The organism is Campylobacter sp. CNRCH_2013_0671h (assembly GCF_025773055.1).
GTDB classification, from domain to species: Bacteria; Campylobacterota; Campylobacteria; order Campylobacterales; family Campylobacteraceae; genus Campylobacter_D; species Campylobacter_D lari_D.
Genome location: NZ_JAKMTG010000001.1, coordinates 176,334 through 201,727, shown reverse-complemented (window position 1 = coordinate 201,727; position 25,394 = coordinate 176,334). Strand labels below are relative to the sequence as shown.

The 25,394-nt window shown below is 28.6% G+C and carries 27 protein-coding genes; 7 read left to right on the top strand and 20 right to left on the bottom strand.

What is annotated here, in order from left to right:
* Positions 1 to 2: 2 nt before the first annotated feature.
* The 18 genes from mog to L8X97_RS00920 form a co-directional block, all read right to left on the bottom strand.
* Positions 3 to 530 carry a molybdopterin adenylyltransferase gene (mog, locus tag L8X97_RS01005; RefSeq protein ID WP_412175527.1) on the bottom strand — a complete coding sequence of 176 codons (528 nt, stop codon included), beginning with the start codon at positions 528 to 530 and terminating at the stop codon, positions 3 to 5.
* A 2-nt stretch (positions 531 to 532) separates the two neighbouring features.
* Entirely contained in the window at positions 533 to 2,131 is a 1,599-nt protein-coding gene (locus tag L8X97_RS01000; RefSeq protein WP_263662418.1) for an ATP-dependent metallopeptidase FtsH/Yme1/Tma family protein, read from the bottom strand.
* Entirely contained in the window at positions 2,121 to 3,377 is a 1,257-nt protein-coding gene (mtaB, locus tag L8X97_RS00995) for a tRNA (N(6)-L-threonylcarbamoyladenosine(37)-C(2))-methylthiotransferase MtaB (RefSeq protein WP_263662417.1), read from the bottom strand. The genes L8X97_RS01000 and mtaB overlap by 11 nt, the downstream gene beginning before the upstream one ends.
* The gene (locus L8X97_RS00990) at positions 3,374 to 4,903 is read right to left on the bottom strand and encodes a mechanosensitive ion channel family protein (protein ID WP_263659670.1); all 1,530 of its coding nucleotides are present in this window, start codon (positions 4,901 to 4,903) and stop codon (positions 3,374 to 3,376) included. The genes mtaB and L8X97_RS00990 overlap by 4 nt, the downstream gene beginning before the upstream one ends.
* A complete protein-coding gene (gene aroB / locus L8X97_RS00985; RefSeq protein WP_263662416.1) occupies positions 4,900 to 5,958 on the bottom strand; it encodes a 3-dehydroquinate synthase in 1,059 nt (352 codons plus the stop codon). The genes L8X97_RS00990 and aroB overlap by 4 nt, the downstream gene beginning before the upstream one ends.
* Before the next feature lie 7 nt (positions 5,959 to 5,965).
* On the bottom strand, positions 5,966 to 7,372 hold the full coding sequence (locus L8X97_RS00980; RefSeq protein ID WP_133318949.1) for a COG3400 family protein: 1,407 nt from the start codon (positions 7,370 to 7,372) through the stop codon (positions 5,966 to 5,968).
* A gap of 702 nt (positions 7,373 to 8,074) precedes the next feature.
* Positions 8,075 to 8,659 carry a bacteriohemerythrin gene (locus tag L8X97_RS00975; RefSeq protein WP_263662415.1) on the bottom strand — a complete coding sequence of 195 codons (585 nt, stop codon included), beginning with the start codon at positions 8,657 to 8,659 and terminating at the stop codon, positions 8,075 to 8,077.
* A 16-nt stretch (positions 8,660 to 8,675) separates the two neighbouring features.
* A complete protein-coding gene (locus tag L8X97_RS00970; RefSeq protein ID WP_263662414.1) occupies positions 8,676 to 8,942 on the bottom strand; it encodes a hypothetical protein in 267 nt (88 codons plus the stop codon).
* Complete coding sequence (locus tag L8X97_RS00965) at positions 8,930 to 9,094, bottom strand: hypothetical protein (protein ID WP_263662413.1); 165 nt, start codon at positions 9,092 to 9,094, stop codon at positions 8,930 to 8,932. Before L8X97_RS00965 ends, L8X97_RS00970 begins: the two co-directional genes overlap by 13 nt.
* A 168-nt stretch (positions 9,095 to 9,262) precedes the next feature.
* On the bottom strand, positions 9,263 to 10,477 hold the full coding sequence (locus tag L8X97_RS00960; protein ID WP_263662478.1) for an MFS transporter: 1,215 nt from the start codon (positions 10,475 to 10,477) through the stop codon (positions 9,263 to 9,265).
* A 2-nt stretch (positions 10,478 to 10,479) separates the two neighbouring features.
* A complete protein-coding gene (locus L8X97_RS00955) occupies positions 10,480 to 11,277 on the bottom strand; it encodes a cysteine ABC transporter substrate-binding protein (RefSeq protein ID WP_375154872.1) in 798 nt (265 codons plus the stop codon).
* Between the two features lie 108 nt (positions 11,278 to 11,385).
* On the bottom strand, positions 11,386 to 12,123 hold the full coding sequence (locus L8X97_RS00950) for an amino acid ABC transporter ATP-binding protein (protein ID WP_133318954.1): 738 nt from the start codon (positions 12,121 to 12,123) through the stop codon (positions 11,386 to 11,388).
* A gap of 1 nt (position 12,124) precedes the next feature.
* Complete coding sequence (locus L8X97_RS00945; RefSeq protein ID WP_133318955.1) at positions 12,125 to 12,784, bottom strand: amino acid ABC transporter permease; 660 nt, start codon at positions 12,782 to 12,784, stop codon at positions 12,125 to 12,127.
* Positions 12,777 to 13,424: an amino acid ABC transporter permease gene (locus tag L8X97_RS00940; RefSeq protein WP_133318956.1), complete on the bottom strand. Its 648-nt coding sequence runs from the start codon at positions 13,422 to 13,424 to the stop codon at positions 12,777 to 12,779. Before L8X97_RS00940 ends, L8X97_RS00945 begins: the two co-directional genes overlap by 8 nt.
* 44 nt (positions 13,425 to 13,468) lie before the next feature.
* Positions 13,469 to 14,071 carry a Crp/Fnr family transcriptional regulator gene (locus L8X97_RS00935; protein ID WP_263662412.1) on the bottom strand — a complete coding sequence of 201 codons (603 nt, stop codon included), beginning with the start codon at positions 14,069 to 14,071 and terminating at the stop codon, positions 13,469 to 13,471.
* A complete protein-coding gene (gene recG, locus L8X97_RS00930) occupies positions 14,064 to 15,887 on the bottom strand; it encodes an ATP-dependent DNA helicase RecG (RefSeq protein WP_263662411.1) in 1,824 nt (607 codons plus the stop codon). The genes L8X97_RS00935 and recG overlap by 8 nt, the downstream gene beginning before the upstream one ends.
* Entirely contained in the window at positions 15,877 to 17,097 is a 1,221-nt protein-coding gene (locus L8X97_RS00925) for a M16 family metallopeptidase (RefSeq protein ID WP_263662410.1), read from the bottom strand. Before L8X97_RS00925 ends, recG begins: the two co-directional genes overlap by 11 nt.
* Positions 17,097 to 18,143: a dehypoxanthine futalosine cyclase gene (locus tag L8X97_RS00920; protein ID WP_263662409.1), complete on the bottom strand. Its 1,047-nt coding sequence runs from the start codon at positions 18,141 to 18,143 to the stop codon at positions 17,097 to 17,099. Before L8X97_RS00920 ends, L8X97_RS00925 begins: the two co-directional genes overlap by 1 nt.
* A 105-nt stretch (positions 18,144 to 18,248) precedes the next feature.
* On the opposite strand from L8X97_RS00920, the gene L8X97_RS00915 reads away from it, so the two are divergent.
* Positions 18,249 to 19,442, top strand: a complete 1,194-nt coding sequence (locus L8X97_RS00915; RefSeq protein ID WP_133318961.1) for an MFS transporter — start codon at positions 18,249 to 18,251, stop codon at positions 19,440 to 19,442.
* Here L8X97_RS00915 and L8X97_RS00910 read toward each other — a convergent pair.
* Both L8X97_RS00910 and L8X97_RS00905 read right to left on the bottom strand, forming a co-directional pair.
* On the bottom strand, positions 19,439 to 20,230 hold the full coding sequence (locus tag L8X97_RS00910; RefSeq protein WP_318529830.1) for a protein-glutamate O-methyltransferase CheR: 792 nt from the start codon (positions 20,228 to 20,230) through the stop codon (positions 19,439 to 19,441). The genes L8X97_RS00915 and L8X97_RS00910 overlap by 4 nt on opposite strands.
* 1 nt (position 20,231) lies before the next feature.
* The gene (locus L8X97_RS00905) at positions 20,232 to 20,783 is read right to left on the bottom strand and encodes a CheB methylesterase domain-containing protein (RefSeq protein ID WP_133318963.1); all 552 of its coding nucleotides are present in this window, start codon (positions 20,781 to 20,783) and stop codon (positions 20,232 to 20,234) included.
* Between the two features lie 143 nt (positions 20,784 to 20,926).
* On the opposite strand from L8X97_RS00905, the gene rpiB reads away from it, so the two are divergent.
* Genes rpiB through ychF form a run of 6 tightly spaced genes read left to right on the top strand, consistent with a single transcriptional unit; the run spans position 20,927 to position 25,369 of the window.
* On the top strand, positions 20,927 to 21,364 hold the full coding sequence (rpiB, locus tag L8X97_RS00900; protein ID WP_133318964.1) for a ribose 5-phosphate isomerase B: 438 nt from the start codon (positions 20,927 to 20,929) through the stop codon (positions 21,362 to 21,364).
* A complete protein-coding gene (locus L8X97_RS00895) occupies positions 21,361 to 21,693 on the top strand; it encodes a hypothetical protein (RefSeq protein ID WP_133318965.1) in 333 nt (110 codons plus the stop codon). Before rpiB ends, L8X97_RS00895 begins: the two co-directional genes overlap by 4 nt.
* The gene (gene apt, locus L8X97_RS00890; protein WP_412175234.1) at positions 21,690 to 22,229 is read left to right on the top strand and encodes an adenine phosphoribosyltransferase; all 540 of its coding nucleotides are present in this window, start codon (positions 21,690 to 21,692) and stop codon (positions 22,227 to 22,229) included. The genes L8X97_RS00895 and apt overlap by 4 nt, the downstream gene beginning before the upstream one ends.
* 1 nt (position 22,230) lies before the next feature.
* Positions 22,231 to 22,824, top strand: coding sequence for a DedA family protein (locus L8X97_RS00885; protein WP_263662408.1), 594 nt, complete (start codon positions 22,231 to 22,233; stop codon positions 22,822 to 22,824).
* A complete protein-coding gene (locus L8X97_RS00880) occupies positions 22,821 to 24,272 on the top strand; it encodes a leucyl aminopeptidase (RefSeq protein WP_263662407.1) in 1,452 nt (483 codons plus the stop codon). The genes L8X97_RS00885 and L8X97_RS00880 overlap by 4 nt, the downstream gene beginning before the upstream one ends.
* On the top strand, positions 24,269 to 25,369 hold the full coding sequence (gene ychF / locus L8X97_RS00875) for a redox-regulated ATPase YchF (protein ID WP_263662406.1): 1,101 nt from the start codon (positions 24,269 to 24,271) through the stop codon (positions 25,367 to 25,369). The genes L8X97_RS00880 and ychF overlap by 4 nt, the downstream gene beginning before the upstream one ends.
* Positions 25,370 to 25,394 lie beyond the last annotated feature (25 nt).

The following is a 25,394-nucleotide window of genomic DNA, read 5'->3' as shown; positions in this document are numbered from 1 at the left end:
ACTTATTTTTTCTTTGGTCTAAACACAGAAATTACTTCTTCATTATTTTCAATATAAGCTCCACCTATTAAATCCACACAATAAGGAATAGCAGGAAATATAGGTTCAATACATTCTCTTATAGCTTTTGGATTACCCGGTAAGTTAATAATTAATGATTTTCCTTTTATACCTGCACTTTGTCTTGAAAGTATAGCCGTTGGTACATATTCTAAGCTTTTTGCACGCATTAACTCCCCAAAACCTGGAAGCATTTTATCACACACTGCTTGTGTTGCCTCTGGTGTCACATCACGCAAAGCAGGCCCCGTACCTCCTGTAGTAAAAATCAAATCACATTTTACTTCATCAGCCAAATAAGCTAATTTTTCTATGATTAAATCATACTCATCAGGAATTAGCTCATAATAAAAGCTTTTTTCATTTTTTATATAAGAATCTAAAATTTTTTCTATCTCTACTCCGGATTTATCCTCATAAACTCCGCCACTTGCTCTATCTGAAAGTACCAAAATTCCTATTTTTACCATTTTCACTCCATTATGATTTTTTCTATATCTTGTTTTTCTATTTTTTCATTTTCTAAAAGAATACTAGCTAATCTCACTACTTTTTCTTTCATTAATTCTAAAAATTCTTTCACTTCTTGCTTTTGCTCTTGTAATAAACCCTCATTTGCCATAGCAAAAGTTTCCATAAAAACGAGCAATTCTTTAACCTTTAAAAGATCACTTTGTGCATTAGTGTAACTTTCATTAAAAATAAGCTCCATAGCAACTGAACCTGCTAAAAAAACTTTTATTTTATTTAATAATTCTGATTTTGATTTGATAGTATTTTCATATTCTTTAAACCTATCTTCAATTAGGGTAATTTTTTCAAATTTAACATCAAAATAAAAAGCACACAAGGATTTAGCTGCTTGATATGTGGCTTGAATTTTTCTTTCTTTGTCGCTTAGAGAAAAAATCTTTTTTTTACCCATTAAAACTTTATTAAGCACTGCAAAAAAATCATTTTCTTCTATTAAATCTGATTTTCTTCTTATAGCATTAATAGCCGCTTCATTAACTAAAGTCTCCAAGGCAGCTCCACTAAAACCCACACTAGCTTTTGCAATTTTTTCTAAATCTACGCTAGATTTTTTTTCTTTCATATAATTTTGCAAAATATGCATTCTATCTTTAAAATCAGGCAAAGATATAAAAATTCTTCTATCAAAACGCCCTGATCTTAATAACGCATTATCCATAAGGTCGATTTTATTTGTAGCAGCCATCACTATAACACCACTATTATCTTCAAATCCATCCATTTGAGTTAAAAGCTGATTTAGAGTATTATCTCTTTCTACATTAGAAAAATCCCCTCTACTTTTACCAACTGCGTCAATTTCATCTATAAAAATAATACTTGGAGCTTTTGATTTAGCTTTTAAAAAAAGCTCTCTAACTCTTTTTGCACCCATACCTACATAAATTTCTACAAAACTAGCCCCACTTTGATAAAAAAATGGCACCCCAGCTTCACCTGCTACTGCTTTTGCTATCAAGGTTTTACCCACTCCAGGAGGCCCTACTAGCAAAACCCCTTTTGGCATTTTCACACCAAAATCTTTATATTTTTGAGGATTTTTTAAAAAATCAACGATTTCTAAAAGCTCTACCTTAGCCTCATCAACCCCTGCTACATCTTTAAATTTAACTTCACTTACTACATCTTGTATGGTATTATTTTGTTCATTTTTTTCTAAAATATTTTTTTCTAAAGAAAGTAAATTTTGCCTATCTTTGTTTTTTTTATTAAGAAAGAGTAAAAAGCTTATGAGAAAAGCAAGTAAAATAAATATCAAAAAAAACTCACTCAAATCATAATCTTTAGCATATTCTAAAGGAATTTTTTGCCACAAAGCATTTAAATCCACTACATCTTTAGCGATTAAAAAATTTCCTTCTTTGCTTTTTAATAATATTTCATTATTTTCTACTATAGCCTTTTGGATTAAATTTTGTTCTAAAAGCTCTTCATAAGCAGCCTTGCTAATATAATCTGGTTGATTTTTTAAAAATGCAATCAATATAAAAACACAAAGCAATAAAAATGAAGCTAAGATAATCTTTTTATTTTTCATCCTCTAACCTTACATAGTTACAATCTTCTTTGCATTCATATTTTTCAATACTTATCCATTGTTTAGCAATATCTTCTTTGCTTGTAATTTTGATTTTATTAAAAAATTGATCATAGCCTTCATAAAAACCATCTTTTTTACTCTCGACTAAAATTTCTAAAATATTTTTTTGGTTTTTTCTAAACTCATAATTATTTTGTGCGACTATATCTTTTAAAATATTTAATCTTTCTTTGGCTATATCACCATTAATTCGCTCACTCATAGAAGCAGAATGCGTTCCATCGCGTGGTGAGAAAATAAAAGCATGGATATGTGTGAGTTTAAATTGTTTGAAATTTTCTAAAGCTTCTTGCCATATCAACTCACTTTCCCCAGGATGTGCCACGATAAAGTCTGTTCCTAAAGCAAAACCTTTTTGATTTAACTCATTAAACAATGCTAAATCATTTTGCGTGTGTGATCTTCTACGCATAATGCGTAGCATTTTCTCATGGGTGTGTTGTAGGGCAATATGTAAATGCTTTTCAAGCCAAGGTTCATCTAAAATTTCTTTAAAACTCTCATCAATTTGAGCAGGTTCTAAACTCCCAAGTCTTACTCTTTTTATACCATTAATCTTGCCTATTTCTTGCAGTAATTTTCCAAGTGTAGTTTTATCTTTTAAACCATAACTTCCTATATTAGTACCCGTTAAAACTACTTCACTATAACCATTTTGAGCCAAAAGTTTGATTTGTTTTATTATTTCCTCACTTGGCATACTTCTTGATTTACCCCTAACACTTGGGATTATGCAATAACTACAAGCAAAGTCACATCCTTCTTGAATTTTTACAAAAGCTTTAGTGTGATTTTCATAATTACTTACGATTTTTGTATCGATAAAGCGTAAATTTCCAAGCTCATAAAAGGCTTTATCCTGTGAGATTAACTCGTTAATTTTATCTTTATTAGAAGCTCCTAAAACTCCAAAAATTTCTTTTTTATCAAAAAAATCCTTTCCCTTGCTTACAGCACCACAGCCTGTAAGTATAACCTTAACTCCATTTTTTTTTACACTATTAATATAACTTCTAAGCCCACTATCAGCACCATTTGTAACCGTGCAAGAATTTATCACTATCACATCAGCTTCTTGTTCATTTTGTGTGACAATATGATCTTTAATATAAGTTTTTAATAATTGCGTATCATAAATATTAGTTCTACAACCAAAAGTTTTAAAATATACCTTTTTTTTCAAATATCTTCCTTATTTTCTATAAATTCATGTTTTGCCATATATAAATTTTGCGATGGATAGGCTATTTTTATATCATCATGTTTATTAAATTCATTGATAATTTCTTTACTTATATTACTTCTTAAAACCAAGGCCGCATAAGAATTTGTCATATACCAAGCAGAAATTCTCATACCATAACCTTCTAAAAATGTAAAAAACCTAGGTTCTACTTTAGGATTTCTAATGCTGTATTCATTTCTTAATTTATTCATGGATTCTTTTGCAATTTTTGTATAGCCTTTGGAAGCTTTTATAACGATTTCTTCTACTATATCTAAGGCTTTTTGATGATTTGAATCAAAAGTTAAAGTAATATCAAGTCCATCCCAAATTGTTTTCATCCCATGATGAGTATAATTTGATATAAGATTGGTAAAAATAAAGTTATTTGGTATGAAAATTATCCTACCACTTCTTCGATTATCTGTATAAGTTAGTAAAGATATATCTTCATACAAAGTTATTCTTAAAAATGAAATATCAATTATATCGCCGATATAATGTGTATTGTTTTGAAAAACTCTCACCCTATCGCCCACTCTAAAACTTCCACCAAAAACTATCACACACCAACCAAGCATAGACATAAACATATCTTTCATAGCAATAGCCAAACCAGCAGAAGCAAAACCAAGAACGGTCACTAAATAGCTGATATTTTCAATATATCCAAAAAGCAAGATTAAAACAATTACATTGATATTAATAAAATTAATGATTTTATTTGCTGTATAAAAGCGATCATTATCGCCTATATATTTTCTAGCTATAAATTTGAGTAAAAATGCTATGGCTACAACTATAACAATAGCCAAAACTATATTGAAAGCTCTTACACCCTGAATTTTAATTGAAGCTGTTGTTTTTTCAATCTCTTCTTGAATTTTTTTCTCATACACAGAATAAGAAATTTCTCCAAAACGCAAAGTTTGTGAAAAATCTCTAACCATTTGATTGGATATTTTTAAATATTCATCATGCTCTTTATTAGAAGATAATTTAGCTATTTCAGCTACTAAAACATTTTCTTTTATAAGCTCATCTAAAGTTTGCTTAAAACTATTTAAAAGATTGACATATTCTTCTTTGTCGCGTCTTAATTTTTTTATATGTGAGTATGCTGAAATAATAGCTAAAGGATTAGTTAGCTTATCTATTTTATCAACTTCTTCAGGTGCCAAAACCATCTTAGAAAAATTTGCACTTTTATACTCACTTAAAAGCTCTAGTCTTTCTTTTAAAATTAAAATTTGTCTTTCTATAATACTTTTATTGCGTTCATTAGCTTTTAAACTTTCTTTTTCTAAAGCCAAAATTTCATCTTGAGTTTTTCTGTAAATGTTAAAATTATTATATTTAATTATCCAAGTATTATATGCTAAATTATTATGTAATTCATTTAATTTTTGTTCTAAATGCTCTATATCATCTTGCGCTAAAAGTAATGTAAAGGGTAAGAGCAAAATCAATATAATTTTTTTCATGCAAACACCTCTAAAGTGTGTAAAATATCTTCTTTAGATATATCATTTTTTATACAAGCTTTTCCTAAACCACAAGCTAAAACAAAATTAATCTTTTGAAAATGTGTTTTTTTATCTAAGAAAAAGGCATTATAAAACTCTTCTATATTTGAAATTTTATAAGATATGGGTAATTTAAATTTCACAAGCAATTTTTGTACTCTTTGGCATTCTTGCTCGCTTAATAACCCCAAATTTAAAGCTAGAATATTTGCCATGTTCATACCTATAGCCACGGCTTCACCATGTAAGTACTTTTTATATCCTGTTTGATTTTCTATAACATGAGCAAAAGTATGACCATAATTTAAAAGCATTCTTAAGCCACTTTCTTTTTCATCTTGTGAAACCACATTAGCTTTAAGTTCTATACTTTTTTGGATGATTTGAGCCAAGGTAATATCATCAAGTTTAGTATTTAAAAATTTATCCTCATCTAAATTTTCTAAAAAAGATAAAATTGCTTCATCAAAAACCACAGCCATTTTGATAAATTCAGCCATGCCAGCAGCTAGTTCTCTTGAAGGTAAGGTTTTTAAAAACTTACTCTCACAATACACCGCTTTTGGCTGATAAAAAGTACCTATTAAGTTTTTACCAAATTTATTATTTACCCCGGTTTTACCACCCACACTTGCATCCACACAAGCTAGTAAAGTTGTTGGGATATTGATAAATTCTATCCCTCTTTGATATATACTTGCTACAAAACCACCCATATCAGAGATCACCCCGCCACCAAAGCTTATAAGCAAGCTTTTTCTATCTAACTTATAAGTACACATTTGATCTAAGATATATTCTATAGTTTGTAAATTTTTATACTCTTCACCATCTTTGATTTTTATAACAAAAAGTTCTTTAGCTTGAATTTTTTCCAAAAGCGTATCTAAATGTAATTTTGCTACTAATTCATTAGTTAAAATCACGACTTTAGTATCAAAATTTAATTTTTCTAGCTCATTTATATAGACATTATAACTTGTATTTTTATCTAAATTTAACTTAACTTGCATTCTTTTCTCACAATGATGGTATAAACAATTGATAATTTTTATTCATCTTATAATATATCGTATTTAAATCCGTTTTTAAAATTTTATTGAAATTGTTTCCTAAAATTTTTTCATTAAATGGTACAAAATGCAATATATTTTGTTTGTAAGAAAATTTATTAATAGGATTATGTTCTTTTTCTTCTATCAAAAGTAATTTTTCATCATGAAGTTTCGAAAGGCTTTCAAAATACTGATGATATTCAAAAATTTCGGCTTTATTTAATTTTAAAGCATAGTAATACAAGGCAAGGCCTAGTTGAATTTGCTTGTTAAAATCAAGCATAATAGAGGCAATACCCTCTACATCTTCAAAATTTGAACTTAAAACTACAGAAGATTTTAAATCTGCAAAATCCCCTTTACCTGCTTTTAACACAGGAAGTTTTAAAGTAAAAAGAAAACTTTTTTCTTTTTCAAAAAGATAATCCTCCACCACTAGCAAACCTATGCTAGTATTTTCCACAAAAGGTTTAATGTTTTTTATATTTGTGCTTTCAAAGTCAAATATCACTTCAGTGCTATTTTTATGCAAGGATTTAAGTTTATAATACATAGGAGTTAAAGTAGGATTAATCACCTTAAAATAAAGTTTTTTGCTATTGATTCTTACATGCAAAAGCAAGCTTGCAAAAATAAGCTTTTCTATAGCAAACTCACTCATTTTTTTCATATCTATAATACAAAGTATATTATCTCCAAAAGGCGATGGAAAGCGTCCTAAGCTTGTTTTAACATTAGTAAAAACACTTTGCAAAACTTTAGGATCACCTACGATTAAAATGCTATCATTTGGCATTAAAATAAGCCCAGGTCTTGCCAGAATAAATTCATTATTTCTATAAACCATTACAATTTTAAAGCGTTTTTGACTAATAGAGCTTATGTGCCTATAAGCAAAGCTTGATCCTGCAGGAATTTTAACTTCCATAATCTCACCTTGTCCAAGCCCTATAAATTGTGCCATTGAAGGCATATTATCCAAACAACCTGTCAATCTTGTACTTAAAGTATCATAAATATTAATTACTTCACAAAAATTATCATCAATTTGGCTATTCCACAAATCCATAATAACTATATTTAATCTTGGGTATAATTTTCTTAAATTTTTATAGCAAGCTAATGTATCTGCTTCTTCTTGCATATAAATAATAGCTTGATGAAAATTTTCTTTTAATAAATTTTCTAGCTTAATCAAACTCGTAGGATCAAATTTAAAAAAAGAAATTTGTTCATTCTCTAAGTCTAAGTCTACGCTATCATCATTATAATACACAACACTCAAAGACTCTTTGAAGGTTTTGTTATTATAAATTTTCTTTAAAAAATCTTTCGCAAAAGGTCCATCAGCTAGTAATAAAATCTTATTCATTCACACCTCTAAAATATAAAGTATAATTATAGCAAAGTTATAGTTTATATTTTAAAGTTTTTGTTTTTTCAAAATATATTCCACTACTTAATATATCTTTTTAAATTAACAAAAATTATTATTTTTCATTCAGTAAAAATCTTAATGATGGATACTTATTTAGCTTATAAAAGGATTTTAAAGTTAAAGAGATATAATAAAATATTCCTCACATGTCAATTAAAATCTACTTAAAAAACTGTATAATATATTTTTTGGATAAAATTATCACAAATTTAGAAATAATTTAACATCTTAAAACTAAAATATATCAACAAGAAAAAGTTCATTTTATCTAAAACTACTTTAAAGATTTAAAAATAAAAATTATATCATTTAAATAAAACAATTTTTATAAAAAACAATATTTAAAGACAAAATAAAAATAAAACTTACAAGAATCAACTATTTAAGTGAAATAAAAATATCAAAAAGAGAGAAATTTTTGTAAAATAATGCTATTGATATACAAATAGTAATTGCAATAAAAAATTTATTATTTATAAATTTTAATAAATTTAATAAAAAAATAGTTTAGCAGACGGTAGTTTATGTTGCTTCAAACTATAAATTCTACTACAACATGCCTCGGAAAAAGATAATGAATTAATAAACTACTATGTTAGATATACTATTTAACTTAAAAATCAACTAGATAACTTTCTATGCATTTGATTTTAATTCCAACTTTTTTGAGCATTTGCTGCACTTATAAGATATATTTAAATAATTTATTTTCATATGTAAATCATAATTCACTTTATGGATAACACCAATACAATCACATGTATACTCAAATATTTCTTCGCTTTTTATCATCTCGTTTTGTTTTGATAAATTTTGATTAGATGAATTTTGAACATAATCTCTTATTTTCATATCATGTATACTAAAATGATTAAAAAACCATGATGATACTATATTATAAAGTTCATTTTTAAGTTCATTAGTACTACAACACTCATATAATAGACTTTTCATAGATTTTACAATATTTTTATGCATTATTATATGCTCATCTAAATATGGATATTTAATTTCTCTCATATATTCCTCTTCATCATCAAAATGATTTTTCATATATGAAAATAACTCCATTAATACTTTTTTTAATTCTGTTTTATAAATATGTCTATTTGAAAGTCTAAAAACTTCTAAAGTTAAAGCAAAAAATCTCTGATGCTGTAAATCTATTTTTTCATTGCCTAAACAATATTCATCATTCCAAGTGGGAAAATTACTTACCATATATCCCCCCCCCCGATTAAATCAATCGAATATTTTGCTGACAAATTTTACAATCATACTTAGCACCATTAAAAATTTTAAGATGCATATTATGTGAAATTTTATATTTTTTATTTAAGCATCCACAAGTATAAAGAACATATTCTTTTTTCTTAAAATTAGCATATTTTATATCTTCCTCTAAAATATGCTTAATGATATTATCATCTATAAAATCACTAAATTTTGTTTTAAATTCATTTATGTTTGATGTGTTTTTAACTAAAGAAGCTAATGAAGACATATTTTTTTATGCTCTTTTATATGTATATCGATATATGGGTAAGCAATCCTTTTCATATATTTTTCTTCATATTTTGCATGATCTTTAAGTTGTTTTAAAAATTCAATCGAAAGCATTCTAACTTCATTAATACTTACATGATTATTTTTCATAAAAATAAATTTCTTTAGCTAAATCAAATAAGCTTTTATGTTGTATATCAATAATACTATTCCAAACGGTATATTTTTGAGTCCATATTTTCATATATAATATTCCTTATTTTGTAGTGTAAATATAATAGTATTATCTATAAAACAAATATTAAAATATATATATAATTATTTAATAAAAAATTTATTTAAAAAACAACTTAGCAAACTAGCAATAATTATAAAAATAATATAAATATAAAAATACTCCTTATATACAAAATTAACAATAAAAGGGGTTATAAAACCCAAAATTGCATAAGAAATATTATAAGCAAAAGAAAGACCACTCGATCTTAACTCTGTGGTAAAAATTTGAGTCATAAAAATAGGAGCAAAAGCTATAATACCTTGTGCAAAACAAGCAAGCAAATAAAATAACAAAAACCACTCATTATAAAAGCTAAAACTAATGCCAAAAATTCCAAAAAGTAAAGTGAAAATCAAACAAATTTTAAAATGTCCTAAAAAATCTGCTAAATATCCTTGCGCTAAACTTCCTAGTATGATCATCACTATGGCCAAATTTTGATATAACAAAGCAGTAGTTTTGCTAACTCCTAATAAGCTTTCAAAATATTGTGGCAGTATCATTAAAGTAGCCACCCCACTTGTTAAAACCACAGTAAGTAAAGCGCATATTAACATACTTTTTTTATGTGTTTTTAAAGCCTGCAAAAGTGGGAAATTTAAAATTTTTTCTTTTGCTTTTATATTTTTAAAAGCTGGTGTTTCATTCAATTTCGTGCGTAAAAATAAAGCCAATATACCAAAAAATCCTCCTATAAAAAAAGGAATTCTCCAAGCAAAGCTTTCTACTTCTTCTTTATCAAAATACGCATATATAGTCAAAGTCGCTAAATTTCCAAGCAATAAACCTAAAGTCAAAGTCGCTGAAATAAAACCAAGTGCCAAACCAAGTCTTTTTTTACTCACAAATTCACTCACAAAAATCCAAGCACCACTAACTTCAGCTCCTATGGCTAATCCTTGGGCTATCCTAATAACAAAAAGCATAAAAGTAGCCAAAAGTCCTATGCTTTCATAAGTAGGTAAAAAGGCCAAAACAAAACTTGGTACAACCATTAAAAGCATGCTAATATAAAAAACATTCTTACGCCCTTTTATATCTGCAAAATGCGCTAAAACAACAGCACCAAAAGGTCTGGCTAAATACCCTGCCCCAAAGGCTACATAAGTATAGATTAATGGCCAAAAATCATCATTTTGAGGAAAGAAAATTTTTGCAAAAACACTTGCAAAGAAGATAAATAAAACAAAATCATAAAATTCTAAAATACCACCTAAGGAAGCATAGATGGTATTTTTAAAAGCTTTTTGCATCATTAAATTTTGCCACCTTCAATTACTACATCATCAGCTTTTATATCATCACTAAAAAACGGCTTTAAAGTTTCATCATAAGCTTTGTGGAAAAATTGTTCATTTTGTAATTTTAAAATCAAATCATTGATAAAATTTAACATAGCTTCGTCACCTTTTTTTACAGCAGGAGCTATAACATCATGATTTCCAAGTTCTTTAATCACTACTTCAAAATTTGGATTTTCTTTAGCCCAAGCAAAAAGCAATGCATTATCATGACTTAACGCATCACCTCTTTTACCAATTAAAGCTGCAAAAGTTTCTGTATTTTGATCAAATTTAATCGTTTTAATATCTGGCATATTTTTTGTAAAATACGCATCAGCTGTTGTGCCTTTATTTAAAATTAAAGTTTTATTTTTTAAATCATCTAAAGTTTCAATATCTGATCCTTTAGGAGCCACCACCCCAAGAGCAACTTTCATATAAGGTAATGCAAAATCAACCACAGCTTCTCTTTCTGGGGTTTTTGTAAAATTTGCTAAGATTAAATCTACTTTATTTGATTCTAAAAATTCTACTCTATTTGCTGCTTCAACAAGTACAAATTGCACTTTAGACTCATCTCCTAAAAGCTCTTTTGCTATGCGTTTAGCAAAATATACATCATAACCTTGATTTTTCCCTTGTGCGTCTAGGTAACCAAACGGAGGTTTATCGCCAAATACACCTATACGGATTACACCTTGCTGTTTGATTTTCTCTATGGAATTTTCATTAGAGCTCGAATTTGAGCATGCACTAAAAAAAAGTGCCATCAAAAATGATAAAAGAAAAATTTTTTTCATGTTTTATCCTTATGATTAAAAATTTAAATTTTTAAACCTTATATTATTTTTTTAAATAAATATTTTAAAAAAATAAAATTAACGATGAAAATCAAACAAATTGAGAAATTTTTTCGCACGATCTGTCTTTGGATTTTCAAAAAATTCATCAGGATTTGAAATTTCTACTATTTTACCATCATCCATAAAAACTATTTTATCAGCAACTGCTCTTGCAAAACCCATTTCATGTGTAACTATAAGCATAGTCATACCATCTTTTGCTAAATTTAAAATCACATCTAAAACTTCACGCACGATTTCAGGATCAAGTGCTGCTGTAACTTCATCAAAAAGCATGATTTCAGGGTTCATACAAAGACTTCTAACTATGGCTATGCGTTGCTTTTGTCCACCGCTTAATTCTTTAGGATAAGCTTTTATTTTATGCAAAAGTCCTACTCTATCAAGCCAGTATTTTGCTTCTTCTAAAACCTCTTCTTTTTTTCTTTTTTGCACCTTTAAAGGTCCTAAAAGTATATTTTGCTCAACATTTAAATGATCAAAAAGCTCATAAGATTGAAACACCATACCTATTTTTTGACGAATTTGAGTCCATTTTTTATAATTTTTATCAATTTTCTCATCATCTACTAAAATAGCTCCATCAGCCATTTCTTCTAAGCCATTAATACATCTTAAAAGTGTAGATTTCCCACAACCACTTGGACCTAGTATAACCACTACTTCTTTTTGATTTACTTCTAAATTAATATCTTTTAAAACATGATGATCATCATAATATTTTTGTAAATTTTGTATTTTTAAAATGCTCATATTAGCTCCATTTTTTCTCTAAAAACTTTGAATATACTGACAAAGGATAACAAAGTATAAAATAAATCAATAAAATCAAACCATAAATCACAAAAGCCGCATAAGAATTTTGAAATAAATTAAGCTCAATCACTTGTTGACCTACTTTAATAAGCTCTATACCACCGATTAGATAAATCACTGAAGTGCTTTTGATGATTCTTGTAAAAAGATTAATACTCATTGGTAATAATCTTCTCAAAGATAAAGGTATAATGATAAAAAGATAAACTTCAAATTTATTAAAACCTAGTGAAAGTCCTGACTCATACTGATGTTTTGGTATACTTGCTAAAGATGATCTAACCAAATCCATCATCTCAAACACACCCCAAATACTAAAAACAATAATACTTGAACCCAAAGCACTCAAATGCCATCCAAACCATTTCGCCAAGCCAAAATGCACTATAAAAAGCCAAACAATCAAAGGCATAATACGCACAAACTCAAGCATAAAACGACAAAAAACATAAAGGAATTTGTTTTTAGAATGCATTAAAATTCCAAAAAATACTCCTCCTATGAGTGAAATCAAAACGCTAATCAATGAAAGCTCTAAAGTAACCTTTAAACCTTGCGCTAGTCTAAAAAAGGTATCTTGATTTAAAATTTCAAACATAATTTAACCTTTTTTCTATACGGTTTAACACTAAAGATAAAGGTAAAATCAAGATCAAATAACAAAGCACCAAAGCAAATAATGCTTCGTTACTTTTATAATAAAGCCCTATAAGATCTTTAGCCACATATACTAAATCTGCTAAAGCAATAATGCTTACTACAGAAGTTTCTTTAAGTAAAAAAATGATATTTGCACTAATGCTTGGCATAGCTATACCCAAAGCTTGAGGCATAATAATATAACGGAAATTTTGCCATTTACTCAAACCCAAAGAAAGTCCTGATTCATATTGTTGTTTTTTAACCGCTTCCATACCCGCTCTTAAACTTTCAGCCATATAAGAACCACCTAAAAAACTAAGTCCTATCACAGCACAAGCAAAAGAGCTAAGTTGAATTCCAAATTCAGGTAAAGCATAATATAAAAAGAAAAGTTGGATTAGCAAAGGTGTGTTTCTTGAAAATTCTATATAAATTTTACAAATTGTGTTTAAAAAGGAAAATTTAAAATAACTCACTCCCACACAAAATAAACCTACTAAAAATGAAAAAAACACCCCATAAATAGCAAGTTTTAATGTAAGCCAAGAAGCTTGTATAAACATAGGGCTAAACTTGACTAAAAAATCAAAATCCATGAAACCATCCATACTTTAAAATATAATATTGTAACAAATAAGACTTAAAAAGACTTAATTAAATTTTGCATTTTTTCTTTATTTAAAATTACTATTTTACCTTTATTTGTGCAAATAAGCTCATTTTGTTTTAATTCTTTTAAAAAACGCGACAAAGATTCTGGGGGTAAATTTAAAATCACAGCGATTTCTTTTTGTTTTAAATTTTGTAGCTTTTCTTCATTTTCTAGTAAAAAGCCGACTAATCTTGACTTTAAATCCAAAGATTTTTGTCTGATAAAATTTTCTAAAATTCGAATTTTACCGATTAAAGAAGTCAAAAGTAAAAAACTAAATTCTCCATTTTCTAAGCATAATTTTTTAAATTCATTAAAATCAAAAACACAAATTTCACAATCTTGCTCACAAATTGCATTGGCTGGGTAATCAATACCCTCAAACACAGGCATTTCAGCTATAAAATTCACCGGAGTTAGAGCGTGTAGTGTTAGCTCAAAACCTTTTGCATTCACCTTGTATATACGCACTTTTCCACTTAGTAAAATGTAAATTTTATTTGCTTTTTCACCTTGAAAAAATAAAATATTTCCTTTCTTAAAATACTTCTTTTCGCCCTTTGAAATCAAAATTTCAAAATGTTTATCCATTTTTTTCTTCCATATTTTTAATACTTTCTTTTGCTTTTAAAACCAGCTCTTCATCATCTGCAAAATCAAAAAATTTAAAGTGATTTCCATGTTGCACTCTACCATCTAGCAAATCCCCACTTAACCTGTTTTTTAAATCAAGCTCAGCTATTTTAAACCCATCTAAAGTTTTAGCAAATTCAAGCAAACGACTTGGAATTTCTTTTTGCTTAGTATATAAATAACAAAAGCTCTCAAGCCCTACTCTACCTACCCTACCTCGAAGCTGATGTAAGGTAGCAAGCCCAAGTCTTTCAGCCCCAACAACTACAATCACGCTTAATCTTGGTAAAGAAATTCCCACTTCAACCACAGTCGTAGAAAGTAAAATCGTGCCTTTTTCTCTAAATTCTTGCAAAATTTGATCTTTATTTTTATCTTTTCCATGAGTCACATAAACATTTTTGTATTTGTTTATCCAATACCCTTGTGCTTGTTCTAGCGATAAATAATCTATATTTTCACTTTCATTTACCAAAGGATAAATGATGATCACTTGATGATTTTTAGCTAGTTCATCGTCGATTTTTTTAAGCAAATATTTAAAATCTTTATCTTGTATGCAAAAAGTTTTAATGTCTTTTTTAAAAGGCATTTGTTTAATAAAACTAAAATTTACAAGCTCACTTTGTATCATAGAAAGTGTTCTTGGTATAGGTGTAGCAGAAAATTGCACGATATGTGGAGCATATTGAGAGTTTTTACTAAGCTCACTTATTTTTTGTCTTTGATTAGAGCCAAAGCGATGTTGCTCATCTATCATCACTAAAACTGCTTCAAATTCTTCTTGATGAATGAGCGCATGTGTACCTATGATAAAATGGGCTTGTTCTTTTAATTTTGCTAAATCTTTATCTTTTTTACCACCCTTTAAAAGCAATACATTAACAAAATCAGGCAAAAGTCTTTTTGCTTCATGATAAATTTGCTCTGCTAATATACTAGTTGGAGCCATTAAAATAGCCTTTTTAGGATATACTAGCAAACTTGCAGCAAGTATGACCAAAGTCTTACCACAACCCACATCACCCATCACCACACGCCTTTTAGCGACTTTATTTTGCAAATCTTTTTTAATATCTTCTATTGCTAAAAACTGATCATTTGTAGGGCTAAATTCTAAACCCTTAAGCCAAGAGCTTATATCAAAAAGTTCTATTTCATAAGCATTTTGTGATATTTTTTTACCCTTTAAACGCCTTAAATGATTAAAAATTTCTATATATTTTAAGTCTTTAACTATGGCATTAAAATTTTCATAAAGAATTAAATCATCATAATTGTGTAAATTCAAAAGTAAATTGATATATTTTTGTTCTAAATTTAGCGCTTTTAAATTAGCTTCATTGACATATTTTAAAATAAGTTTTTTTATGCTTTCATCTTTAATAGAACTAATTTGGTATTTAGGGACTATTTGACCTATATTTTTTACTATTTTTGGGTTTATAAACTGCCAAATTCCATTAAAAAAATTCATCTTTGCATGGATACAAATTAAAGCATTATGTTTAAAAATTTTAAAATGCCACTTATTAGGATGAAAAATTACTATATTTGCTTTTATACCCCATTCTAAACATTCACAAAGTATAAAAAGTTGGGAGTGATGATTTTGTGTGCTAATAATTTTTACATTTTGAGTGCAAAATGTATCTTTTGGAAACTTTGAAATTCTAAAATCATCAAATTTTTTAGGTAAAATCAAAGCCAAATCGATACAATTTTTAACCCCTAAAGCATGAAGTAGTTTTAAGTCCTTTTCTTCAACTTTCATTTTCTATGCTTGCAAAACTCACTTTGGTAATTTCACTATGTGCTTTGATAAAGTCATTTAACTCATCTAAATTAGTGTTTTTAATCTTTTGCATTTCTTCTTTTAAATTTCCAAGTTTTAAACCATGCAAATATTCATTTAGCATTATATCTAGTCTTTTAGCCAAGTTTTCATACCTTAAAGGCATAGAGCCTACTAAAAATTGTTTAGCTAGTTGAAATTCTTTTTCATTGACTCCATTTTGGACAAAGTTTTCAAAAACTTCCTTAACTAAAGCTTTAGCCTCATTAGAACTTTCATTTTTAGTTTGCAAATACCCAAAAACTCTACTATAATTTAAATTTACATCAAGCATAGCATATGCTGAATACGCCAAGCCTCTTTTTACACGCACTTCTTCCATCAAACGCGAACCAAAACCACCTTGACCTAAAATAAACAAAGCAAGTTTAGCTAAATACATTTTCTCATCATTAATTTGTATATTAAATGGAGAGCAAAAGTATATATAAGCTTGCTCAGTGCTTTTTTGCTCACTTACTTCTATACTCTCATCAACGAGCTTGTAGCTTTTGTTTTGATTTGGGGCATTTCTTTTTAGAATTTGGCAAATTTTTTCTACTTTAATCTTTACTTCATCTTCTTTAATATCTCCACCAAAAACAAATAAAGCATTATCAAGTACTAAATTTTCACTCATAAAATCTTGTAATTCTTTTAAACTAATCTTTTCTATGCTTTCTTTAGTCCCATCAAGACCACTAGCAAAAATTTCATCTTTAAAAACATTCTTATTCAAAAGTCTTTTTGCTTGATAATCATAATCAGTATTTAAACTTGCAAGTTCACCCAAAGCTAAAGTTTTTAATCTTTGTAAAATTTTTTCTTCAAAACGCACACTTAAAAACAATTCTTGTAATTTTTCTAAAGCAAAATCAAAATGTTCTTTCAAGCATTTAATACTAATTTGAAAATGTTCAAAACTAGCCTTAGCATAAAGCTCTATAGCACGGTATTCTAAGCTTTTAAAAAACTCATCATTACTTCCTTCATTTAAAAGCCTAGCAAGCATACTTGCACAACCTCTATTGTGTTTTTCTGCTATTTTTCCACTATTTTTAAAAATGAGCTTAAAAAATACTACAGGAAGCTCATTTTCATACTCATATATTATGTCTATTTTAGTTTCATTAAAGTCTAAATTTAACATTAAAACCTTTCTAAAATATTATAAGCTGTATCGCGTTTGGCAGGTAATTCCCCTATATCTTTAATAAGTTCTATCATTTGTTCTTGATTCATTCTATATTTTGCACCAGCTGCAGCTACAACATTTTCTTCCATCATAGTTGAACCTAAATCATTTGCACCAAATTTTAAAGCAAGTTGACCTATTAAAGAGCCTTGTGTTACCCATGAACTTTGTAAATTTTTAAAATTATCCAAATATAATCTTGCTAAAGCTAGCAATCTTAAATATCTATTAGAGCTTTGCTTGATGATTTCAGGATGTTTTTTGATCAAAGGAGTATTTTCGCTTTGAAATGACCACAAAATAAAAGCTCTAAAGCCATTTGTTTTATCTTGTAAATTTCTTAAATGATCAAAATGTTCAATGATTTCCTCATCATTTTCAACCGTACCAAACATCATTGTAGCAGTACTTTTCATACCTATATTATGCGCACTCTCATGCACCCTAAGCCAAGTAACTGTGTCACATTTGTGTGGCGCTATAATATCTCTCACCCTATCGCTTAATACTTCAGCACCCGCTCCAGGTATAGAAAAAAGTCCTTTGACTTGTAATCTTTTTAAAACCTCTTCTATAGAAATTTTAGAAACTCTTGCTATATAAGCTATCTCTACTGCTGAAAAACCATGTACGGTAATAGTTGGATAATTAGTTTTTATATAAGAAAGCAAATCTTCATACCATTCTATTTTAAGTTTTGGATGTACCCCGCCTTGAAATAAAATTTGCGTTCCACCTATAGCTTGTAATTCTTCTATTTTTTGCCCTATTTCTTCATATTTTAAAATATAGGAATCATCATCTTTTTCTTTTCTGCAAAAAGCACAAAAATCACAATCAATACAGCAAATATTTGTATAATTTATATTTCTATCTACCACAAAAGTAGTTATTTTTTCAGGATGAAGCTCTAATTTTCTCTCATAAGCCATTGCACCTAGTTCATATAAAGGTGCATTTTGGAGCAAATTTAACGCTTCTTTTTTACTTAATCTACTCATTCTTAAACCTTTTTTATAAAAAGGATTATTATAACATTTAAATGTAAAATAATCTTAAAGACGATATAATCAAGCCCTTTAATTTCATATATTCATAGGATACTCATGACTTATAGGTCTTTACTTAAAAATAATAAAACTTTTCGCCTTTTAGCAATAGTACAATTTATAAGTTATTTTGGTGCGTGGTTTTCTCAAGTAGGTGTTTTTACCCTTTTAACTAAAGAACTCGGTGCACCTGCTAATATCATAGGTTTTTCAGCTATTTTTGTTTTTTTACCTTCTATTATACTTGCACCTATAAATGGGGTTATAGTAGATAGATTTAAACCTAAGAATTTATTACTTACAATGATTAGTATTGAAATGATTTCTATTTTTATGTTAATTTTTGTAAATTCTTTAGCCATGCTTTGGTTGTTATACTTTTTAACCTTTGTTCGTATGGCAGTTGCAAGTATGTATTTTCAAACAGAAATGTCAGTTTTACCTAAAATTTTAACTCCACAAGAATTAAAACTAGGCAATGAGCTTCATAGTATCATATGGGCTGTATCATATGCTTTGGGTATGGGTGCAGCAGGGCTTTTTATAGATCTTTTTGGAGTAAAGCCAGCCTTTATAGCTGATACTTTAATGCTATTTTGTGCTATGCTTATACTCAAAACTTTGATTTTACCTAATGAAAAAAATACCACACAAAATAATCTTTTTATATTAATCAAAGAAGGCTTAGTTTATGTATTTAATAATAAAAAAATCATTCATTTGATTTTACTTCATGGGGTTGTAGGGATAACTGCTTATGATGTTTTAATCACTCTTTTAGCAGAATATGAATACGCAAAAGTTATTTCCATACCTCTAGCCATAGGGCTTTCTAATGCCATAAGAGCCATATCTTTACTTATAGGCCCTTATGTGCTTAGTCCTTATATTAATAAAAACACTTTGGTATATTTATACTTAGCGCAAGGTGTAGGTATAATGCTTTGGGCTTGCTTGCAATTTAACTTTTATCTTGCTTTTGTAGGCTTGGTAATGGCTGGTTTTTGCACTTCATCTTTATGGAGCTATACCTATACACTTTTACAAAATGATTGCGACAAAAGATATTATGGCAGAGTGATTGCTTACAATGATATGGTATATTTAACCTTTAGTGCAATCATTGCTTTTTCAACAGGATATTTATTTGAATTTTATGGAATAAAACTAAGTCATTTTACTTTTGGCTTAGGAGTATGTTTTATCTTTGCAGCAATTTATTGGTGGTGGTTTAATAAAAAATATAATTAATCCACCTTAGAATAATAAACTCCACCTGCTGAAAAGTTTTTTTCAAAATAAGCTGTTTCAGGCACAAGATCTGACTTTCCTGGGTAAATTCTACCTTCTTTATTCAATATCCTATAAAAACGCTCCATAAGTCTTATTTTAAAATCTTGATCAAAATATATCATCATATTTCTTGAAAAAATCACATCAAATTTTCCAAATTTAAATAAAGAATCATCAAAGACATTACAAAGATCAAAACGGCATCTACAAGCTAGGGTTTCTTTTTTAAGATGATACATTCTATCTTTTACATCAAAATAACGCGTTTTTTGCATAGTGTTTAATCTAGATACTGAACGCTCTGAATAAATCATTTCATTGCATTTATCTATCATTTTTTTATTAATATCTATACCAACTATATTCATACCTTTAACAAAATTCTCACTTGCTAAAATAGCTAAAGAATACACTTCTTCGCCGCTTGAACATGGAGCACAAAGCACATTTACAGGGCGATCAAGAGATTTTATATAAAAAATCACATCTTTTAATTGCTCTAATTCTCTAAAAAAATAAGTCTCACAAACTGTAATAAAATCCATAGTTTCTTGTTTTAAATTTCTTTGAAACTGCACTTTTTCATTTAATTCACTAAGACTGCTCAAGCCTAATTCTTGTAAAAATTTAGGAAGTTTAATAGATAATATATCCTTTTTCGCATTTAAGTTATTTCCACTTATTTGCTCTACGATTTTTACAAAATCATTCATTTCATTTTCTGTAATCTTTATCATCTTTTTTATCCTACGATTTGATGAAATTTGTTATTTCTTTTTTGAGTTCTATTAAACTCATAGGTTTTAAATTTGGATTAGTATCTCTGGCTTTTTTTGGCATACCATATACTATAGAATCTGCCTCATTTTCGCACAAACACCTTACTCCTGCTTTATAAAGTTCAAACAAAGACTTAGCACCATCATCGCCCATTCCTGTCATAATCAAAGCTAAAATTTTATGATATTTGCAAAGATTAACAGCAGAATTAAATAGCACATCAATCCCTGGATTAAAACTACTAGTTTCGTCTGTAGTATTTAATGTTAAGGTATTGTTGCCACTTAAAATCATATTTCTTTGACAAATATAAATTTTATTTTTCAAAACTTCCTTATCACTTGGTATAATCACCTCGCTTAATGCTTCTTTGTTAAATTGATTTACAAAAGAAGGAATAAACGCAGGATTCATATGCTGAGCAATCACTACTGCACAATCTTTCAATTCTACATCATTTAGTAAAAACTTTAGTTGGCTTGGGCCACCTGTTGAAGAACCAATTAGAATAAGCTTCATTTTTTACCTTAAATAATTATTGTTATTATATCAAATAAATATTTGAAAACATAAAAAAATAATTATATATAAGAAAGAAAAATTTTAATTAAATATGATAAAATTAATACTTTAAATTTCAAAAATGATAAAGTGAATGTTAAATGTTAAGAGAAAAAATTTATATTGCAAGTGATCATGCTGGTTTTATTTTAAAGCAAGAAATTACTAAATTTTTACAAGAAAAAAATATTACTTTTGAAGACTTAGGTCCTTTTAGTGAGGATCGTTGTGATTATCCTGATTATGCACATTTATTAAGCTCTAAAATAAACGAAAAAAGTTTTGGAATTTTAGTGTGCGGATCAGGAATTGGTATGAGTATAGCAGCAAATCGTCATAAAAATATACGCTGTGCTTTGTGTAATGAATCTTTAAGTGCTAAACTTTCAAGAGAACATAATGATGCAAATGTTTTAGCACTAGGAGCTAGATTAATAGGGGTTGATATGGCTTTTGAAATTATCTCAAATTTTATCAACACTTCTTTTAGCGGCGGAAGACATTGCGCAAGAATTAGCAAAATAGAGGAAAGATTATGATCTTAAGTTGGCTTGTATTAACTGTATTAATTTGTATTAGTATTTATATGACTATTATGCTACTTTATTATAAAACCCTGCTTCATAAAGAAAAAGTAGCAAAAGAATTTATAAAAAACAACCTTGATGATACTGAAATTGTTATTAGAAAACTACAAGTACAACTTCAAAGAAGTTTGGGTAATATTGATATTTTAACTGAAGAATTAAACAAAAGTAAAGCAGACTTAACCTCTCTTAGAACAAGAAATTCACAATATCGTATTGAAAATGAAAAACTAAGACAAAGAATCAAAGAATTAGAAGCAAAAATAGAGGCATTATTATGATAAAAGAGCAAGATAAAAAATATTTACTAGATAGCATTAGAGCTATTAAGGACTTTCCAAAAGAAGGGATTGTTTTTAGAGATATTACTACTTTATTAAACAACAAAGAAGCATTTGCGTTTTTAATGGATCATTTAGTTGAAAAATATCAAAACGCAAAGCTTGATTATATCGTTGGTATAGAAAGTAGAGGTTTTATTTTTGGAGCTGCCTTGAGCGCTAGTTTAAGACTTCCTTTTGTACCTATAAGAAAACCTGGAAAGCTACCTTCAAAATGCTTACAAGAATCTTATAGTTTAGAATATGGCAGTGATACTATAGAAATTCATATCGATGCTTTTAATAATCAAAAAGCAAATGTTTTACTTATAGATGATCTTATCGCTACAGGTGGCACAGCTATCGCTGCTGTGAAACTTATAGAAAAACTCAATGCAAAATGTGTTGAAGCTTGTTTTTTACTAGAGTTAAAAGATCTAGATGGTGCTAAAGAATTAGCTAAATTAACTTCTGTTTATAGTGTTTTAGAGGTATAAAATGGAAGAATTTTTAAAACAACTTTTGTATGATTATAAAAATTGGGCTTATATTATTGTGTTTTTATGGTGCATACTTGAAGGAGAACTTGCACTTATTTTAGCAGGTATTTTTGCACATGAAGGCCATGTAAATTTAGGACTTATTATCTTTATAGCAGGCTTAGGTGGCTTTGTAGGCGATCAAATATACTTTTATATAGGAAGATATAACAAAAAATACATTCAGAAAAGACTTCGCACCCAAAGGCGTAAATTTGCCATAGCACATTTACTTTTACAGCGTTTTGGTTGGCCTATTATCTTCATACAAAGATATATGTATGGTTTTAGAACTATTATACCTATGAGTATAGGATTAACTCGCTATAGTGCTAAAAAATTTGCGTTTATTAATCTTATTAGTGCGTGGGCTTGGGCTGCTATAACTATTTTACTTGCATGGTTTTTTGGAAAAGAAATTTGGCTTGCAGTAGAATGGGCTGGAAATCATTGGTATTTTGCAGTGCCAATTATTGCTGGCTTTTTATTAGCTTTATTTTTAGGAATGAAACAAATAGAAAAATCAATACTTACAAGAAGGACTCGCAAATGACTTTTAATTTTATAGAAGAAAATATCGGCTCTATAAATGCTGATTTTGAAATCATTTTAATACAAGATAAAAAAATAGAACAATACACTCAAAGTCAAGAACTTTTCAAGCTTTCAAGCTATAAAGGTGAAGGAATTTGCATAGATATGCAAAATAAAATTCTTTACAGTGAACTTAAAAGCTTAGAATATGAAGATATAAGGCTTGCTTTTGCAAATGCATACAAAGCTTTAAAAAAACTTGAAATTCGAAGCGTAAAAACAAAAAGTGTCATAGGAAAATGTGTAGTAAATAGCTTTAATGCTATGATTCAAGGATTTACTTTTGGTGCTTATGAATTTAACAAATACAAAAAAGAAAAAACACCAAGCAAATTAGAAAATATCTTCATTGCAAAAGATGAAATTAATAATAAAACATACAACCTAGAAGAGGCTTGCATAGGTATAAACTATGGTCAAATTTTTTCAAATGCTTGTGATTTTGCAAAAAATATCGTTAATGAAATCCCACAAATTTACACTCCTGCCAAAATGGCCGAAGATGCGCTTGAACTGAGCCAAAATAATTCTAATATTTCATGTAAAATTTATGAAAGCGATTTCTTAGAGCAAGAAAAAATGCAAGCATTTTTAGCAGTAAATCGTGCTTCAATTCATCCCCCAAAACTCATTCATCTTTCTTATAAACCACAAAATCCAAAAATGAAAGTAGTGTTTGTAGGTAAAGGGCTAACTTATGATAGTGGTGGACTTAGTTTAAAACCTGCTGATTACATGCTAACGATGAAATCAGATAAAAGCGGTGGTGCGGCTGCAATGGCTATTATCAAAGGTGCAAGTGAGTTAAACCTTGATATAGAAGTTCATTCTATCATCGGCGCAACTGAAAACATGATAGGCGGAAATGCTTATAAACCTGATGATGTGCTTATTTCAAGAGAAGGTGTGAGTATAGAGGTTAGAAATACCGACGCAGAAGGAAGATTAGTTTTAGCAGATTGTCTTTCACTTGCTCAAGATCTAAAACCTGATTTATTAATAGATCTTGCTACTTTAACTGGAGCTTGCGTAGTAGGACTTGGAGAATACACAAGTGCCATCATGGGAAATAATGAAGATTTGCAAAATGAATTTTATAAAATAAGTAAAAAAAGTGGAGATTTAGCTACTATTTTACATTTTAATCCGCACTTAAAAGAGCTTATAAAATCAAACATAGCAGATGTTAGTAATACCTCTTCAAGTCGTTATGGCGGAGCCATTACTGCGGGATTATTTTTAAATTCTTTCATTAGAGAAGAATACAAAGACAAATGGCTACATTTAGACATTGCAGGACCAGCTTATTTAGAAAAAGCTTGGGGTTATCATAATTTTGGTGCAACCGGAGCAGGTGTTAGAATGTGCCTTTCATATTTACTTTATCTTTCAAGGAAACAAAAATGAGTTTATCAGTTGGTATAGTAGGACTTCCAAATGTTGGAAAATCTACCACTTTTAACGCTCTAACAAGAGCACAAAATGCTGAAAGTGCAAACTATCCATTTTGCACCATAGAACCAAACAAAGCAGTGGTACCTGTGCCTGATCATCGCTTAAAAGAACTAGCAAAAATTGTTAATCCACAAAAAATTATACGCTCAAATATAGAATTTGTTGATATAGCAGGCTTAGTAGCAGGAGCTAGCAAAGGTGAGGGTTTGGGTAATAAATTTTTATCTAACATACGCGAAACAGAGATGATTTTACATATTGTGCGTTGTTTTGATGATGAAAATATCACCCATGTTGCGGGCAGTGTTGATCCTGTGCGTGATGTACAAATCATAGAAACAGAACTTATACTAGCAGATATAGAACAACTTAGCAAAAAAATAGAAAAACTCACTAAAGGTGCAAAGGCCAATGAAAAAGGTGCAAAAGAAACCTTGGCATTAGCTAATGAACTTTTAGAGCATTTAAATCAAAACAACAGTGCAAGTTCATTTCCAAATAAAAATGAAGTCTATCATGCTCTTATAAAAGAACTAAGATTGCTTTCAGCTAAAGAAGTGATATATGGAGCAAATGTAGATGAGAATTCGCTTTTAGAAGATAATGAATTTGTAAAAGATCTTAAAGAATTTGCAGCAAAATCAGGCCATGAAGTAATCAAACTTTGCTCTAAAATAGAAGAAGAAATGATAGCTTTAAGCGATGAAGAAAATTATGAATTTTTAAAATCTTTAGGTATAGAAAGTAGCGGACTTGAAGTAGTTATACGCACAGCATTTTCAAAGCTAAACTTGATTAGCTATTTTACAGCAGGTCAAGTAGAAGTTAGATCATGGACTATACAAAGAGGTTGGAAAGCACCAAAAGCAGCAAGCGTGATCCATAATGACTTTGAAAAAGGTTTTATCAAAGCTGAAGTAATTTCTTATGAGGATTATATCGCTTGCAAAGGCGAAAGTGGTGCTAAAGAAGCAGGAAAACTACGCCTTGAAGGGAAAGATTATATCGTACAAGATGGCGATGTAATGCATTTTAGATTTAATGTTTAATTTCAATTGCAAGCTAAAACAGCTT

Excerpts from the sequence above, each read along its gene's own strand:
- L8X97_RS00905 (WP_133318963.1), bottom strand. The coding sequence starts at position 20,783 with ATGAAGCTTATTCTAATTGGTTCTTCAACAGGTGGCCCAAGCCAACTA.
- L8X97_RS00955 (WP_375154872.1), bottom strand. The coding sequence starts at position 11,277 with ATGGCACTTTTTTTTAGTGCATGCTCAAATTCGAGCTCTAATGAAAAT.
- L8X97_RS01000 (WP_263662418.1), bottom strand. The coding sequence starts at position 2,131 with ATGAAAAATAAAAAGATTATCTTAGCTTCATTTTTATTGCTTTGTGTT.
- L8X97_RS00915 (WP_133318961.1), top strand. The coding sequence starts at position 18,249 with ATGACTTATAGGTCTTTACTTAAAAATAATAAAACTTTTCGCCTTTTA.
- apt (WP_412175234.1), top strand. The coding sequence starts at position 21,690 with ATGATAAAAGAGCAAGATAAAAAATATTTACTAGATAGCATTAGAGCT.
- L8X97_RS00895 (WP_133318965.1), top strand. The coding sequence starts at position 21,361 with ATGATCTTAAGTTGGCTTGTATTAACTGTATTAATTTGTATTAGTATT.
- L8X97_RS00935 (WP_263662412.1), bottom strand. The coding sequence starts at position 14,071 with ATGGATAAACATTTTGAAATTTTGATTTCAAAGGGCGAAAAGAAGTAT.
- L8X97_RS00960 (WP_263662478.1), bottom strand. The coding sequence starts at position 10,477 with ATGCAAAAAGCTTTTAAAAATACCATCTATGCTTCCTTAGGTGGTATT.
- L8X97_RS00975 (WP_263662415.1), bottom strand. The coding sequence starts at position 8,659 with ATGGTAAGTAATTTTCCCACTTGGAATGATGAATATTGTTTAGGCAAT.
- L8X97_RS00925 (WP_263662410.1), bottom strand. The coding sequence starts at position 17,097 with ATGTTAAATTTAGACTTTAATGAAACTAAAATAGACATAATATATGAG.
- L8X97_RS00885 (WP_263662408.1), top strand. The coding sequence starts at position 22,231 with ATGGAAGAATTTTTAAAACAACTTTTGTATGATTATAAAAATTGGGCT.
- L8X97_RS00980 (WP_133318949.1), bottom strand. The coding sequence starts at position 7,372 with ATGAATAAGATTTTATTACTAGCTGATGGACCTTTTGCGAAAGATTTT.
- rpiB (WP_133318964.1), top strand. The coding sequence starts at position 20,927 with ATGTTAAGAGAAAAAATTTATATTGCAAGTGATCATGCTGGTTTTATT.
- L8X97_RS00965 (WP_263662413.1), bottom strand. The coding sequence starts at position 9,094 with ATGAAAAATAATCATGTAAGTATTAATGAAGTTAGAATGCTTTCGATT.
- L8X97_RS00945 (WP_133318955.1), bottom strand. The coding sequence starts at position 12,784 with ATGTTTGAAATTTTAAATCAAGATACCTTTTTTAGACTAGCGCAAGGT.
- aroB (WP_263662416.1), bottom strand. The coding sequence starts at position 5,958 with ATGCAAGTTAAGTTAAATTTAGATAAAAATACAAGTTATAATGTCTAT.
- L8X97_RS00920 (WP_263662409.1), bottom strand. The coding sequence starts at position 18,143 with ATGAGTAGATTAAGTAAAAAAGAAGCGTTAAATTTGCTCCAAAATGCA.
- L8X97_RS00950 (WP_133318954.1), bottom strand. The coding sequence starts at position 12,123 with ATGAGCATTTTAAAAATACAAAATTTACAAAAATATTATGATGATCAT.
- L8X97_RS00970 (WP_263662414.1), bottom strand. The coding sequence starts at position 8,942 with ATGTCTTCATTAGCTTCTTTAGTTAAAAACACATCAAACATAAATGAA.
- ychF (WP_263662406.1), top strand. The coding sequence starts at position 24,269 with ATGAGTTTATCAGTTGGTATAGTAGGACTTCCAAATGTTGGAAAATCT.
- mog (WP_412175527.1), bottom strand. The coding sequence starts at position 530 with ATGGTAAAAATAGGAATTTTGGTACTTTCAGATAGAGCAAGTGGCGGA.
- L8X97_RS00940 (WP_133318956.1), bottom strand. The coding sequence starts at position 13,424 with ATGGATTTTGATTTTTTAGTCAAGTTTAGCCCTATGTTTATACAAGCT.
- L8X97_RS00880 (WP_263662407.1), top strand. The coding sequence starts at position 22,821 with ATGACTTTTAATTTTATAGAAGAAAATATCGGCTCTATAAATGCTGAT.
- recG (WP_263662411.1), bottom strand. The coding sequence starts at position 15,887 with ATGAAAGTTGAAGAAAAGGACTTAAAACTACTTCATGCTTTAGGGGTT.
- L8X97_RS00990 (WP_263659670.1), bottom strand. The coding sequence starts at position 4,903 with ATGAAAAAAATTATATTGATTTTGCTCTTACCCTTTACATTACTTTTA.